Here is a 13,524-nt window from a genome sequence, read left to right as displayed (position 1 = left end):
GACGCGGTCGCAACGGGGTCTTCCCCCGCGGGTTCGGCGCCCCCATATCCCACTTGGGATGACGGCGCGCCCCACGGCGGAACGGAACGACCTTACGCCCGCGCGCCATGCCTACATCCGGAACACACCAAACTTCGTCTCCTCGATCGGGGCGTTCAGCGCCGCGCTCAGGCTCAACGCCAGCACATCCCGCGTCTTCCTCGGGTCGATGATCCCGTCATCCCACATCCGCGCACTGGCAAAGAGCGGGTGGCTCTGGTGCTCGAACTGCTCCAGCGTCGGCCGCTTGAACTCGGCCTCCTCCTCGGCCGACCACGTCCCGCCCTTGCGCTCGATCGCGTCGCGCTTGACCGTGGCCAGCACGCCCGCCGCTTGCTCGCCCCCCATCACGCAGATCCGCGAATTGGGCCATGTCCACATGAAGCGCGGCTGATAAGCCCTTCCGGCCATGCCATAATTCCCGGCCCCGAACGAGCCGCCGACCAGCATGGTGATCTTTGGCACGCTCGTCGTCGCCACCGCCGTCACCATCTTGGCGCCGTGCCGCGCGATCCCCTCGTTCTCGTAAGCCTTGCCGACCATGAACCCCGTGATGTTCTGCAGGAACACCAGCGGAATGTTCCGCTGGCTGCACAGCTCCACGAAATGCGCGCCCTTCTGCGCCGACTCGGAAAACAGCACGCCATTGTTGGCGATGATCCCCACGGGACACCCCTTCACATGGGCGAACCCGCAGACCAGAGTCTCCCCGAACCGCGCCTTGAACTCGTCGAAGCGCGACCCGTCGACCACCCGCGCAATCACCTCGCGAATGTCATAGGGCGTCCGCAACCCGGCCGGCACCACCCCCAAAATCTCGTCCGGGTCATAGGCCGGCTCTTCCGAGGCCTGCCACATCACCGTATCCGGCTTGCGCCGGTTCAGCCCGGCCACCGCCCGCCTTGCCAGCGCCAGCGCATGCGCGTCATCCTCGGCCAGGTAATCCGCCACGCCCGACAGCCTTGTATGCGCATCGCCCCCGCCCAGTTCCTCGGCGCTCACCACTTCGCCCGTCGCCGCCTTCACCAGCGGCGGACCGGCCAGGAAGATCGTCCCCTGCTCCTTCACGATGATCGTCACGTCCGACATCGCCGGCACATAGGCCCCGCCCGCGGTACAAGACCCCATCACCACGGCGATCTGCGGAATGCCTTTCGCGCTCATGTTCGCCTGGTTGTAGAAGATCCGCCCGAAATGGTCGCGATCGGGAAATACCTCGTCCTGGTTGGGCAGGTTCGCGCCGCCGCTATCCACCAGGTAGATACACGGCAAACCACATTCCGCCGCGATCTCCTGCGCGCGCAGGTGCTTCTTCACGGTCATCGGGTAATAGGTGCCACCCTTCACGGTCGCATCGTTGCAGACGACCATGCATTCGGTGCCGCTCACCCGACCCACACCGGCGATCACCCCGGCACAGGGGGCGTCGCCCCCGTACATGTCATGCGCCGCAGTGGCGCCCACTTCCAGGAACGGGCTGCCCGGGTCGAGCAGGTTCGCCACCCGCTCCCGCGGCGGCATCTTGCCCCGGCTGCGCTGCCGGTCGCGGGCCGCCTCGCCCCCGCCCTGCGCGGCGGCGGCCACGGCCTCCTCGACCAGCCCCAGCGCCTCGAGATGCGCCTTGCGGTTGGCCAGAAAATCCTCCGACGATGTCAAAGCCTTGGATTTCAGTTTCATCGGATCTCCTCACACACGCGCAGGCCGAACATGGCCCGGGTTGTTGCAATTATGCTGCAGTGCCGCACAAGCGATTTCATTTGATGCAGGTCAAAGCCGGAATCACCCCGGCGGGCGCATGCAGTCCCCGTACAGAAAGACTGGGACACACCATGAAAACCCTCACGAAACTTGCCCTCACCACCGCCCTCGCCACCGTAGCGGCCGCCCCGGCCCTCGCACAGTCCAAGGGCGACATGCTCCTCGGCCTCGGTGTCCACTGGGTGATGCCGACCGACAGCTGGAGCGCCACGCTCGCCGGTCCGGTTCGCGTCGACGACAACGTCCGCCCGACCCTGACCTTCGAATACTTCGTCGCCGACCGTATCGGCCTCGAAGTGCTGGCCGCCTGGCCCTTCGAACACGACGCCCAGCTGCTGGGCGCCGGTGACGTCGTCAAGACCAAGCACCTCCCGCCGACGGTCTCGATCCAGTACCACTTCACCAACTCGTCGAACATCACGCCCTTCGCCGGCATCGGTGTCAACTACACCCACTTCTGGGATGAAAAAGGTACCGGCGTTCTGGCCGGCGTGCCGGTCAGCCTCGACGACAGCTGGGGCGTCGCCGTCCACGCGGGCCTCGACTTCAAGATCAGCGAGAAAGCCTCGCTGCGTGCCGACATCCGCTGGATGGACATCGACACCAAGGCCAAGGTCGGCGGCGTGCCGATCGGCAATGTCAGCATCGACCCGATCGTGATCGGTGCCGCCTACGTCATGAAATTCTGAACCCATCAAAGGGCGGGACAGGCACGGGCCGGCGGAAACGTCGGCCCGTTGCGTTTCAGGCATCATGAGCCACCCTCCGCCGCCGCACGCGCCTTCAGCTCCTTGCGGATGACCTTGCCCGTCACCGTCATCGGCAGCTCATCGAGAAACGCGATTTCCCTTGGATAGGAATAGCTTGCCAGCCGTTCCTTCACGAACACCTGAAGCGCCTCGGCCATCTCGTCGCTCGGCGTTTCCCCGTCCTTCAGCACCACGAAGGCCTTGACGATCTCGGTGCGCATCTCGTCCGGTTTGCCCACCACGCCGACCGTCGCCACCGCCGGGTGCTTCAGCAGGCAATCCTCGATCTCCGCAGGCCCGATCCGGTACCCGGCCGAGGTGATCACATCATCCTCCCGCCCCACGAAGCGCAGGTAATCGCCCTCCCAGGCGCCCCTGTCCCCGGTCAGCATCCAGTCGCCGCGAAACTTCTCCGCCGTCGCCTCCGGCCGCTTCCAGTATTCCAGCATCATCGAGGCCGAGCCACGCCTTATCGCCACGTCGCCCTCGCCATCCGCAGGCTCGCCGGCCTCATCCAGCACCGCGATCTCGTGCCCCGGCACCGGCTTCCCGAGGCAGCCCGGCAACGGGCTGAAGAGGGCCCCGCAGGAACTCGCCACCATGTTGCACTCGGTCTGCCCGTAAAACTCGTTGATCGTCACCCCGAAGGCCGACCGCCCCCAGTCAAGCATCTCGCCCCCCAGCGGCTCCCCGCCGCTTGCGACCGTCCTCAACCCCTCGATCCGGGTATCCGCCGCCTTCAGCATCCTGAGCGCCGTGGGCGGGAAAAACACATTCCTGACAGAGGCTTCGCGCACGACCCTCACGCATTCCTCCGGCGTGAATTTCGCCAGCCTTGCCGCCACCACCGGCACCCCCAGCGCCAGCCCGGGCATCAGCACATCGAACAGACCGCCGATCCACGCCCAATCCGCCGGCGTCCACAGGCAATCGTCCTCTTCGCCCAGGAAATCATGGCTCATCTCGACCCCCGGCAGATGCCCCGTCAGCACCCGATGCGCGTGCAGCGCCCCCTTGGGGCTGCCCGTCGTCCCGGAAGTATAGATCAGCACCGCCGGGTCGTCCGCCGCCGTCTCCACCGTTTCGAACCGCCCCCCGGGCAAACGCTCCTCCTCCGGAACGAAGGCCGAAACGCCCGGCAACGCCGTCAGCATCCCCACGCCCTCGGCATCGGTCACCACAACCTGGGCCCCCGCATCCGACACCCGGCTCGTCAGCGCATCCTGCTTGAAGAGCTTGAACAAGGGGATTGAAATCGCACCGATTTTCCAGATCGCCACATGCGCCGCCGCACACCACGCGCCCTGGCTCCGCAGCACGCCCACCCGGTCGCCGCGGCCAATACCGCGCGCCACCAGCGCCTGCGCCAGCCCGTCGGCCATCTCCCGCAGCCGGCCATAGGTGATCTCCTGCCGCCCGTCGCTCAGATCGACGATCGCAACCCGGTCGGGCGCCGTCCCGGCCCAGTAATCGCACACCTGCGCCGCCATGTTCAGCTGCTCCGGCAGGTTCCACCGGAACCCGTCGTACAGCGCCTCGTATGACCCGGCCCTAACCAGCATCGCCTACTCCGGCAGCGCCGATTTCAACACGCGCGCCTGCTGCGCCGTCTCTTCCATCAGGCACGCGGCCACCGCCGGTCCGGCGCCCGAGCCCCGGCCCCATTGCGACCGCTCGAACCCGCATTTCGCGTCGCGATAGCCGATCCACGCCCGCTGCATGTCCCGCAGCGCCGTCTCCTGGCTCGGCACCTCGACCCCGTTCGCCGCATCCGCCTCCTTGGAAAACGCCAGCAGCTCGCCATAGGTCGCGTTCAGCACCGTGTCCCACCACTGCGCCTCGGCCTGCAAACACTGGCTCATGCCCGCGGTCGTTTGCCCGCCATCGGTCTCGTCCATGCACCGTTCAGCCGCCTGCCCCACGCAGTCCTCGAACGCACCCGACACCCCGACGCTCTCGAGACAGGCCTCGGCCACGGACGCATCGAACACCCGCTCCTGCGCCGCCACAGGCCCCGCCAGCATCACCGCCAGAAGCGCGATCCTCACGACATCGCCCCCATCAGCTCGCGACCCACCAGCATCCGCCGGATCTCGCTCGTCCCGGCGCCGATCTCCATCAGCTTGGCATCCCGGAAAATCCTTGCCACCGGCGCATCGTTCAGGAAGCCCGCGCCACCCATCGCCTGCACGGCCTGGTGCGCCTGCACCATCGCCTGCTCGCTGGCATAAAGACAGCACGCCGCCGCATCCTGCCGGGTCACTTCCCCCCGGTCACAGGCCTTGGCAACTTCATACACATAGGCCCTCGCCGAATTCATCGCCGTGTACATGTCGGCGATCTTCCCCTGCATCAGCTGGAAATTCCCGATCGGCTGGCCGAATTGCTTGCGCTCCACCATGTACGGCATGATCTCGTCGAGGCACGAGGCCATGATGCCAAGCCCGATCCCGGCCAGCACCACCCGCTCGTAATCGAGGCCAGACATCAGAACGCGCACGCCCTTACCTTCCTCGCCCAGCACGTTCTCGAAGGGCACTTCCACGTCCTCGAAGATCAGCTCGGCAGTGTTCGACCCGCGCATCCCCAGCTTGTCGAAATGCGGGCTGGTCGAGAACCCCTTCATGCTCTTCTCGATCAGGAAGGCGGTGATCCCCTTGCTCCCGGCCTCCGGGTCGGTCTTGGCATAGACCACCAGCGTGTCGGCATCCGGCCCGTTGGTGATCCAGTACTTGTTGCCATTCAGCTTGTAATGATCGTTCCGCTTCTCGGCCTTCAGCTTCATGCCGACAACGTCACTGCCCGCGCCCGCCTCCGACATCGCCAGCGCGCCCACATGCTCGCCCGACACCAGACGGGTCAGGTATTTCTCCTTCTGCTCCGGGCTGCCGTTCAGCTTCACCTGGTTCACGCACAGGTTCGAATGCGCCCCGTAGCTCAGCGAGACAGAGGCCGACGCCCGCGCCACCTCTTCCACGGCCACGACATGCGCGAGGTAGCCCATGTCCACCCCGCCATATTCCTCCGGCACGGTGATGCCCAGAAGGCCCATCTCGCCCATCTCTTTCCAAAGCTCGTTGGGAAAGGCGTTCTCTTCGTCGATACCGGCGGCCATGGGCTTCACGCGGTCCTGCGCCCAGCGATGCGTCATCTCGCGCAGCGCGTTCACATCCTCGCCCAGATCGAATTTCATCACGGCGTTGAACATGGGCCTCCTCCGGCATTTATTGAACACTTGTTCATTTACTATATCGCAAACCGAGTCGCGTCAATCCCGGAACCGTCGGCGCCGCCCCGCCATCCCGCCCGATCAGCGAGGAACCGCGCCGAGCAGGCGCGCGTTGACCCTTCAAACAGGCCAACATCGGAAAGGATCCTACCATGACCGACACCATGAAAGACACGTTCTGGGACCGGCTCGACGACATCACCGCCGGTATGCTCTCGACCCCCACCGCCCCGCCGCGCCCGATGGCCCACGTCGCCAAGCGCAAGGACGACATGCTGTGGTTCATCACCGCCAAGGGCACCGACATCGAAGAAGCCGCACAGGGCGGCGCCCAGGGGCACTACACCCTGGCCTCCTCGCACGGTCAGCTTTACGCCGCCGTCGAGGGCACGCTCTCGCTGGTGAACGACCCCGACAAGCTCGATGAAATCTGGTCGCCCATGGCCGCCGCGTGGTTCGAAGACGGCCGCCACGACGACAAGGTCTGCCTCGTCGGGTTCAAGCCCACCAAGGCCGAAGTCTGGGAAACCGACGGCACCGCCAAGACCCTCTTCGAAATGGCCCGCGCCAACATGACCGAGGACACCCCCGACCTCGGCAAGCACGGCCACCTGACGTTCTGAAACTGATCTGAACCGATCTGCAGAACGCGAAAGGCGCGGCTCCCTCCCGGGCCGCGCCTTTCAATTTACGCCGCCTGCTCCTGCCAGACGGCCCCCGCCTCGGCCCGGATGATCCGCGCGATCAGCGCGCAATCGTCGAGGCTGAAGGTCAGCGGCAACCGCATGTCCACGATCCCCTTCAGCACCCGGTCCGATTTCGGCATCCGCTCCGACGGGGCATATCGCCAGCTGTCATACCGGCTGGTGAACCCCGTGGGCTCCGCCCCGCCGAACCACTTCAGCTCCACCCCCCGCGCCTTGCACCGGTCGATCACGTCCGCCACGGCAGCATCCGGCCAGTCGAGCAGCAGGAACTGGATCGACGAGCCCACATATCTCTCCGCCTCCGGCCGGGCGACGACGGTCAGCCCCGGCGTCCCGCGCAGCCCATCCTCGACGGCCCCGTACCGCGCGTTCCACGCGGCGCACTGGTCGTCCAGCTTCGCCAGCTGCGGCCGCAGTATCGCCGCCCGCAGATTATCCATCCGCCCCGACACGTTGGGCGTCTCGTATTTCACCCGCGCGAAAACCTCTTCCGGCGGCACCGTCCCGTGCCGGCCATAAAGCATGTACGACCCCGACAGCATCACCGCCCGCGCCATCACCTCGTCGTCGTCGGTGACAAGAAACCCGCCCTCGCCCGAATTCATGTGCTTGTAGGTCTGGGTCGAATAACACCCCACCAGCCCATGCCGGCCCGAGGGCACGCCCTTCCACGCCGCCCCCATCGTATGGGCGCAATCCTCGATCACGGTGATCCCGGCCCGGTTACAGACCTCCATCAGCCGATCCATGTCGCAGATATGCCCGCGCATATGGCTCAGCATCAGCACGCTGGCCTCACCGGCCTTTGCCTCGAGGTCATCGAGATCGATGACCAGATCCTCAGTCACCCCCACGAAGACAGGCACCGCATTGACGCTCGCAATCGCCCCCGGCACCGGCGCCAGTGTGAAGGCGTTGGTCAGCACCTTGTCGCCGGGTTTCACCCCCACGGCCCGCAGCGCCGTCGCCAGCGCATAGCCGCCCGACGCCACCGCCAGCGCATAGCGCGCCCCGACATAGGCCGCGAACTCCCGCTCCAGCAGCGCCACCTCGCCGTCCTCGCCCGGCGCAAGGTTATACCGGTGCAACCGCCCATGCCGCAGCACGTCCAGCGCCGCCGCGATCCCGTCTTCGGGGATCGGCTCCTGCTGGGTGAAACTGCCTTTGAAAACTTCCGTCATGGCCCTTTTGTGCGCCCGCCTTACGCGCAGGTCAAGAACCTGCCCGCTCTGACACCACCGCTTTCAGAAAACCCGAAACGCCCCTTCACGCGGCCTTCACGCGGGCCCCAGCAACCGGTCGCACACCCCCGGCAGCTCGTCGAAATGCCCGATCAGCGCCTCCGGCTCCAGCTCGGCCACGCTCATCCCCGTCGGCCCGAAGGTCACCAGAACCGACGGCACACCGGCCGCCCGGCTCGTCTCGCGATCCGTCACCGTATCGCCCACCAGCAGGGCGCGCTCCGGCACGCCCCCGGCCCGCCGCACCGCCTCGCGCAGCGGCTCGGGGTCGGGCTTCCGCACCGGCAGCGTATCCGCCCCGATCATCGCCCCGAACGCCCCGCTCACCCCCAGCCGGTCCAGCAGCATCGCCGCCAGCCGCTCGGGCTTGTTGGTACAGATCGCCACGCGATAGCCACTGTCCGCCAGCAGCGCCACCGCCTCCATCGCGCCCGGATAAAGCGTCGTATGCGTATCGATCGCCCCCGCATAGGCCTCCAGCAACAACGGATACTGCCGCTCCACCTCGGCCATATCGCCAGCCCGACCCAGCCTTTCCATCCCCAGCGTAAGCATCGCCTTCCCGCCGCGCAGCGCCGTCCCGGCATCGGCCACCGGGTCCAGCAGGTCGCCCTCGCCCATGCCCCGGAAACAGGCATTCGCCGCCGCGATCAGGTCGCCGCTCGTATCCGCCAGCGTTCCATCCAGATCGAACACAACCGTCCGCATCGCCTGTCTCCCTCTCGGCATCAATCCGCCAAGGCCTGTCACATGCCGCAATCAACTTTGATGGGCCCCCGCCTTGCACGGGACACGCAACCCGATAAAACGGGCGCATCGAAATTGGAAGAGGAACCGCATGGCCACCGCGCTCATCATTCTTGCCGCAGGCAAGGGCACCCGCATGAAATCCGACCTGCCCAAGGTGCTCCACAAGGTGGCCGGCGTGCCGATGCTCCACCACGCCATGCGCGGCGGCGCGGCGCTTTCGCCCGAACGCACCATCGTCGTCGCAGGCCACGGCGCCGATCAGGTGGAAAAGGCGGCGAAAGACTACGACGCCGACGCCCTCATCGCCCTCCAGGAAGAGCAGAACGGCACCGGCCACGCCGTGTCCATGGCCAAACCCGCCCTCGACGACTTCTCGGGCGACGCCATCGTCCTTTACGGCGACACGCCGTTCATTTCGCCCGAAACCCTCGAACGCATGGCCGAGGCCCGCAAAACCCACGACGTTGTCGTGCTGGGGTTCGAAGCCGCCGACCCGGCCCGCTACGGCCGTCTCGTCATGTCCGGCGACCGCCTCGACCAGATCGTCGAATTCAAGGACGCCTCGGATGAAGAGCGCGCCATAACCTTCTGCAATTCCGGCGTGATCTGCGCTGACGCGGCGACCCTCTTCGACCTCATCGAACAGGTCAGCAACGACAACGCCTCCGGCGAATACTACCTCACCGACATCGTCGGCATCGCGAACGCCAAGGGCCTCTCCGCCACCGCGATCGCCTGCGACGAGGCCGAAACCCTCGGCATCAACTCCCGCACCGACCTCGCCGCCGCCGAGGCCGCCTTCCAGGCCCGCACCCGGGCCGAGGCGATGGAGAACGGCGTCACCCTGCCCGCCCCCGAAACCGTGCATTTCGCCTTCGACACCGCCATAGGCCGCGACACGATCATCGAACAGAACGTCGTCTTCGGCCCCGGCGTCACCGTGGAAACCGGCGCCCATATCCGCGCCTTCTCGCATCTCGAGGGCTGCCACGTCTCCCGCGGCGCGGTCGTGGGGCCCTACGCCCGCCTGCGCCCCGGCGCGGAACTGGCCGAAGACACCCGTATCGGCAATTTCGTCGAGGTGAAAAACGCCACCATCGACGAGGGCGCCAAGGTCAATCACCTGTCCTATATCGGCGACGCCCATATCGGCCAGCGCTCCAACATCGGCGCCGGCACCATCACCTGCAACTATGACGGCGTCTCCAAGCACCACACCGAGATCGGCGAAAACGTCTTCATCGGCTCGAACACCATGCTCGTCGCCCCCGTCACCGTGGGCAACGGCGCCCTCACTGGCTCTGGCTCCGTCATCACCAAGGACGTGCCCGCCGACGCGCTGGCCATCGCCCGCGCCACCCAGGTGAACAAGCCCGGCATGGCCCGGAAACTCTTCGACCTTCTTCGAAAAAAGAAGGCGCAAAAAACGAAAACGGAGGCAGGCTGACATGTGCGGCATCGTAGGCGTATTGGGCACCCACGAGGTCGCCCCCACATTGGTCGAGGCGCTCAAGCGGCTCGAATACCGGGGCTATGACAGCGCCGGCATCGCCACCATCAACGAAGGCCAGCTCGACCGCCGCCGCGCGGTGGGCAAGCTCGTCAACCTCTCCGACCTGCTCGTGCACCAGCCGCTCGCGGGCAAGGCCGGCATCGGCCACACCCGCTGGGCCACCCACGGCGCGCCCAACGTCTCCAACGCCCACCCGCACAAGGCCGGGCCCGTCGCCGTCGTCCATAACGGCATCATCGAGAATTACCGCGACCTCCGCGCAAGGCTCGCCGAGAAGGGCCACGATTTCGACACCGACACAGACACCGAAACCGTCGCCCTCCTGACCCGCCACTTCATGCAGGAAGGCCACGGCCCCGTCGAGGCCGCCAAGCTGACCCTGAACGAGCTCGAGGGCGCCTACGCCCTCTGCTTCCTCTTCGACGGCGAGCCAGACCTTCTGGTTGCCGCCCGCAAGGGCAGCCCGCTCGCCATCGGCCACGGCGACGGCGAGATGTTCGTGGGCTCCGACGCCATCGCGCTCGCCCCCCTCACCGACCGCATCACCTATCTCGAGGAAGGCGACTGCGCCGTCGTCACCCGCACCGGCGTCACCATCACCGACGCCCATGGCGACCTTGCCAACCGCGAGATGCGCACCATCCACATGGAAAACGCCCGCGTCGACAAGGCCGGGCACAAGCACTTCATGGCCAAGGAAATCGCCGAACAGCCCGTCGTCCTCGGCGACGCCCTGCGCCACTACCTCTCCGACGATGGCCGCAACATCGCGCTCGACGACCCGAAGCTCGACTTCGCCTCGCTAGACCGGCTGACCCTCGTCGCCTGCGGCACCGCCTATTACGCCTGCCTGACGGCGAAATACTGGTTCGAACAGGTGGCGAACCTCCCCGTCGACGTGGATATCGCCTCGGAATTCCGTTATCGCGAACCGCCCGTGCCGCCCCGCACCGCCGCCCTTTTCGTCAGCCAGTCGGGCGAAACCGCCGACACGCTCGCCGCCCTGCGCTATTGCAACGGCCGGGCCGAGCGGCTCCTCTCCATTGTCAATGCCAATGAAAGCTCCATCGCCCGCGAAAGCGACCTTGCGCTGCCGATCTATGCCGGCACCGAAATCGGCGTCGCCTCCACCAAGGCCTTCACCTGCCAGCTGGTCGTCCTGCTGCTCCTCGCCCTCAAGGCCGCCAGGGATCGCGGCGCCATGACCGAAGACCAGCTCGCCGACAAGCTCTCCGCCGTCCGCTCCCTGCCGGCGCTGATGAACCTGACACTGGAACGGGGCGAGGAATTCCGCCGCGCCTCCAACCACCTGGCCGAGGCCGACCACGCCCTCTTCCTCGGGCGCGGCATGCTCTACCCCCTCGCCCTCGAAGGCGCGCTGAAACTCAAGGAAATCAGCTACATCCACGCCGAAGGTTACGCATCTGGTGAACTCAAGCACGGCCCCATCGCCCTCATCGACCAGCAGATGCCGGTCGTGGTCATGGCCCCCCGCGACGCGCTCTTCGACAAGACCGTCTCCAACATGCAGGAGGTGATGGCGCGCGGCGGCAAGGTCCTCCTCGTCACCGACCGCGGCGGCGCGGAAGAGGCCGATGACGGCGTCTGGTGGCAGCTCATCGTCCCCGATTGCGACCCGCTGGTCGCCCCCATCCTCTATGCCCTGCCGGCCCAACTCCTCGCCTATCACACGGCGGTGGCCAAGGGCACCGATGTCGACCAGCCCCGCAACCTCGCCAAATCCGTCACGGTGGAGTAACCCCATGGGAACCCAGTACGACGCCCTCTCCGACGCCCACATAAAGCTCATCGGCAAGCAGCACCTCTTCTTCTGCGCCACCGCTGCGCCCACCGGGTTCGTCAACGTCTCGCCCAAGGGGATGGACAGCCTCCGCGTCCTCTCCCCCAACCGGATCCTCTGGCGCAACTTCACCGGCAGCGGCAACGAAACCGCCGGCCACCTCGCGCAATCCAACCGGATGACCCTGATGTGGTGTTCCTTCACCCGTCAGCCGATCATCCTGCGCGCCTACGGCACCGCCCGCACCATCCACCCGCACGATACCGACTGGGCCGAGATGGCCGACCATTTCCCGCCCCAGCCCGGCATGCGCCAGATCTACGACATGTCCATCGACATGGTGCAGAAATCCTGCGGCTATGCCGTGCCCTTCTTCGAGCATGTGGGCGACCGCGACACGCTCAAACACTGGACCGACGACAAGGGCGAAGACGGCATCCGCACCTACTGGACGGAACGCAACGCCAAAACCGTCGACGGCGCCCCCACCGGCATCGAGGGCCCGGCATGACCCTGGAAGACGCGCTCGCCCAGCTCGAAACGCATGTCGAACCCGGCCGCGCCGAGGGGATGGCCGATTATCACAAGGTGCCCCGCCGCTATCTCGGCGTCGCCAACCCGGCCATCAACGAGCTTGCCAAGGAATGGCGCCAGACCCTCACGGTCGACGAGCGCGTCACCCTCGCCCGCGATCTCTGGAACACCGATATCTTCGAGGCCCGCCTCGCCGCCGCCAAGCTGCTGACCCAGGCCCGCATCCGCCCGGATGACGCGGTCTGGGAGCTCATAAAAAGCTGGCTGCCCGACCTCGACAGCTGGGCCATCGCCGATCACGCCATGATGGCGGGGCAGAAACGCCTCACCGCCGAGCCCTCCCGCATCGAGGAGGTGGCGAGCTGGACCGAGTCCGACTCCCACTGGATTCGCCGCGCCGCGATGGTCATCACCCTGCCCTTCGCGCACCAGAACAACCCCAAGCCGCATGAAGACGAGATTCGCACCCGCGTCCTCGGCTGGGCCGAGGCCTATGTGCAAGACCCCGACTGGTTCATCCAGAAATCCGTGGCATGGTGGCTGCGCGAGCTGTCGAAACACGATGCCGAACGCGTCCGCGCCTTCCTCAAGGCGAACGCCAGCCACATGAAACGCTTCGCCCGCCGCGAAGCCTCGAAATATCTCGACGAAAACTTCGGCTGATGCGGGGCCTCACTCCGTCCGGTATACGCGCAACTCCGGCAGCGAGGTCAGGTCCGCCTCCAGCAGCCGCATGGCCGCCAGCGAAATCTGGCTCCCCGCACCGGGCTCCGCATCGAGCGGAATAAGATCGACAGCCACCTTGGTGCCCTTCTCCGGAAACTCCACCCGGCCCCGCGCCTCGGCCTGCACCAGCGGCGTCTTCAGCCAGATCCCCGGCTCCGCCACCGCCCCCAGCGAGGCGATGGTCACGCCAAGATCGGTCTCGCCCCCGGCCGCCCCGGCATCGGCCACGGCCTGCGCCCGCTCTTCCTCGCTCGTGGTATCCAGCGTATCCGCCGTATTAGCCCCCGCCGGCGGTGCCGCCGCGGTGGTCGTCGCCTGCGCCTCCGCCGTCTCCGGCGCCCGGTCCTTCGGCGCGAACAGCCCTCCCTCGAAGGCGCCGCACCCGGCCAGCATCAAGCCGCCGAAAATCAAGAAAACCCGTTTCATGCCCCCAATCTAGGGCCCCCGGCCGCCCCCGACAATCCAAAGAACAGCCCT

13 protein-coding genes are annotated in these 13,524 nt (G+C 66.6%); 6 read left to right on the top strand and 7 right to left on the bottom strand.

Annotated features, from left to right (window positions below):
• Nucleotides 1–111: 111 nt before the first annotated feature.
• Nucleotides 112–1,716, bottom strand: a complete 1,605-nt coding sequence (locus RIdsm_RS11605; protein ID WP_057816525.1) for a carboxyl transferase domain-containing protein — start codon at nucleotides 1,714–1,716, stop codon at nucleotides 112–114.
• Between the two features lie 152 nt (nucleotides 1,717–1,868).
• Here RIdsm_RS11605 and RIdsm_RS11600 point away from each other — a divergent pair, with 152 nt between their 5' ends.
• Nucleotides 1,869–2,486 carry an OmpW/AlkL family protein gene (locus RIdsm_RS11600; RefSeq protein WP_057816524.1) on the top strand — a complete coding sequence of 206 codons (618 nt, stop codon included), beginning with the start codon at nucleotides 1,869–1,871 and terminating at the stop codon, nucleotides 2,484–2,486.
• Between the two features lie 62 nt (nucleotides 2,487–2,548).
• Here the strand turns inward: RIdsm_RS11600 and RIdsm_RS11595 are convergent, their stop codons facing one another.
• From RIdsm_RS11595 to RIdsm_RS11585, 3 genes are read right to left on the bottom strand one after another with little or no spacing between them, the layout of a single operon-like run.
• Nucleotides 2,549–4,108: an AMP-binding protein gene (locus tag RIdsm_RS11595; RefSeq protein WP_057816523.1), complete on the bottom strand. Its 1,560-nt coding sequence runs from the start codon at nucleotides 4,106–4,108 to the stop codon at nucleotides 2,549–2,551.
• Between the two features lie 3 nt (nucleotides 4,109–4,111).
• Nucleotides 4,112–4,594: a lysozyme inhibitor LprI family protein gene (locus tag RIdsm_RS11590; protein WP_057816522.1), complete on the bottom strand. Its 483-nt coding sequence runs from the start codon at nucleotides 4,592–4,594 to the stop codon at nucleotides 4,112–4,114.
• Nucleotides 4,591–5,754 (bottom strand): isovaleryl-CoA dehydrogenase, encoded by a 1,164-nt coding sequence (locus RIdsm_RS11585; protein WP_057816521.1) that lies wholly within the window; start codon nucleotides 5,752–5,754, stop codon nucleotides 4,591–4,593. The genes RIdsm_RS11590 and RIdsm_RS11585 overlap by 4 nt, the downstream gene beginning before the upstream one ends.
• A gap of 173 nt (nucleotides 5,755–5,927) precedes the next feature.
• Here RIdsm_RS11585 and RIdsm_RS11580 point away from each other — a divergent pair, with 173 nt between their 5' ends.
• On the top strand, nucleotides 5,928–6,398 hold the full coding sequence (locus tag RIdsm_RS11580) for a pyridoxamine 5'-phosphate oxidase family protein (RefSeq protein WP_057816520.1): 471 nt from the start codon (nucleotides 5,928–5,930) through the stop codon (nucleotides 6,396–6,398).
• A 65-nt stretch (nucleotides 6,399–6,463) separates the two neighbouring features.
• Here RIdsm_RS11580 and RIdsm_RS11575 read toward each other — a convergent pair whose 3' ends face one another.
• Nucleotides 6,464–7,663 carry a DegT/DnrJ/EryC1/StrS family aminotransferase gene (locus RIdsm_RS11575; protein ID WP_057816519.1) on the bottom strand — a complete coding sequence of 400 codons (1,200 nt, stop codon included), beginning with the start codon at nucleotides 7,661–7,663 and terminating at the stop codon, nucleotides 6,464–6,466.
• A 96-nt stretch (nucleotides 7,664–7,759) separates the two neighbouring features.
• A complete protein-coding gene (locus RIdsm_RS11570) occupies nucleotides 7,760–8,431 on the bottom strand; it encodes an HAD-IA family hydrolase (protein ID WP_057816518.1) in 672 nt (223 codons plus the stop codon).
• A gap of 130 nt (nucleotides 8,432–8,561) precedes the next feature.
• On the opposite strand from RIdsm_RS11570, the gene glmU reads away from it, so the two are divergent.
• The 4 genes from glmU to RIdsm_RS11550 are packed head-to-tail and all read left to right on the top strand — an operon-like array spanning nucleotide 8,562 to nucleotide 12,984.
• A complete protein-coding gene (glmU, locus tag RIdsm_RS11565) occupies nucleotides 8,562–9,920 on the top strand; it encodes a bifunctional UDP-N-acetylglucosamine diphosphorylase/glucosamine-1-phosphate N-acetyltransferase GlmU (RefSeq protein ID WP_057816517.1) in 1,359 nt (452 codons plus the stop codon).
• Between the two features lies 1 nt (nucleotide 9,921).
• Nucleotides 9,922–11,745 (top strand): glutamine--fructose-6-phosphate transaminase (isomerizing), encoded by a 1,824-nt coding sequence (gene glmS, locus RIdsm_RS11560; protein WP_057816516.1) that lies wholly within the window; start codon nucleotides 9,922–9,924, stop codon nucleotides 11,743–11,745.
• A gap of 4 nt (nucleotides 11,746–11,749) precedes the next feature.
• On the top strand, nucleotides 11,750–12,298 hold the full coding sequence (locus tag RIdsm_RS11555; RefSeq protein ID WP_057816515.1) for a pyridoxamine 5'-phosphate oxidase family protein: 549 nt from the start codon (nucleotides 11,750–11,752) through the stop codon (nucleotides 12,296–12,298).
• A complete protein-coding gene (locus tag RIdsm_RS11550; protein ID WP_057816514.1) occupies nucleotides 12,295–12,984 on the top strand; it encodes a DNA alkylation repair protein in 690 nt (229 codons plus the stop codon). Before RIdsm_RS11555 ends, RIdsm_RS11550 begins: the two co-directional genes overlap by 4 nt.
• Nucleotides 12,985–12,993: 9 nt before the next feature.
• On the opposite strand, the gene RIdsm_RS11545 is transcribed toward RIdsm_RS11550, so the two are convergent.
• Nucleotides 12,994–13,473 carry a hypothetical protein gene (locus RIdsm_RS11545; protein ID WP_057816513.1) on the bottom strand — a complete coding sequence of 160 codons (480 nt, stop codon included), beginning with the start codon at nucleotides 13,471–13,473 and terminating at the stop codon, nucleotides 12,994–12,996.
• Between the last annotated feature and the right edge of the window lie 51 nt (nucleotides 13,474–13,524).

The sequence above is a fragment of the Roseovarius indicus genome, assembly GCF_008728195.1.
In the GTDB taxonomy this organism is placed as follows: Bacteria; Pseudomonadota; Alphaproteobacteria; order Rhodobacterales; family Rhodobacteraceae; genus Roseovarius; species Roseovarius indicus.
Note: the sequence above shows the minus strand (reverse complement) of the source record. Positions and strands in the feature narration are given on the sequence as shown.

Excerpts from the sequence above, each read along its gene's own strand:
- glmU (WP_057816517.1), top strand. The coding sequence starts at position 8,562 with ATGGCCACCGCGCTCATCATTCTTGCCGCAGGCAAGGGCACCCGCATG.
- RIdsm_RS11600 (WP_057816524.1), top strand. The coding sequence starts at position 1,869 with ATGAAAACCCTCACGAAACTTGCCCTCACCACCGCCCTCGCCACCGTA.
- RIdsm_RS11595 (WP_057816523.1), bottom strand. The coding sequence starts at position 4,108 with ATGCTGGTTAGGGCCGGGTCATACGAGGCGCTGTACGACGGGTTCCGG.
- RIdsm_RS11550 (WP_057816514.1), top strand. The coding sequence starts at position 12,295 with ATGACCCTGGAAGACGCGCTCGCCCAGCTCGAAACGCATGTCGAACCC.
- RIdsm_RS11555 (WP_057816515.1), top strand. The coding sequence starts at position 11,750 with ATGGGAACCCAGTACGACGCCCTCTCCGACGCCCACATAAAGCTCATC.
- RIdsm_RS11580 (WP_057816520.1), top strand. The coding sequence starts at position 5,928 with ATGACCGACACCATGAAAGACACGTTCTGGGACCGGCTCGACGACATC.
- RIdsm_RS11545 (WP_057816513.1), bottom strand. The coding sequence starts at position 13,473 with ATGAAACGGGTTTTCTTGATTTTCGGCGGCTTGATGCTGGCCGGGTGC.
- RIdsm_RS11570 (WP_057816518.1), bottom strand. The coding sequence starts at position 8,431 with ATGCGGACGGTTGTGTTCGATCTGGATGGAACGCTGGCGGATACGAGC.
- RIdsm_RS11575 (WP_057816519.1), bottom strand. The coding sequence starts at position 7,663 with ATGACGGAAGTTTTCAAAGGCAGTTTCACCCAGCAGGAGCCGATCCCC.
- RIdsm_RS11585 (WP_057816521.1), bottom strand. The coding sequence starts at position 5,754 with ATGTTCAACGCCGTGATGAAATTCGATCTGGGCGAGGATGTGAACGCG.
- glmS (WP_057816516.1), top strand. The coding sequence starts at position 9,922 with ATGTGCGGCATCGTAGGCGTATTGGGCACCCACGAGGTCGCCCCCACA.
- RIdsm_RS11605 (WP_057816525.1), bottom strand. The coding sequence starts at position 1,716 with ATGAAACTGAAATCCAAGGCTTTGACATCGTCGGAGGATTTTCTGGCC.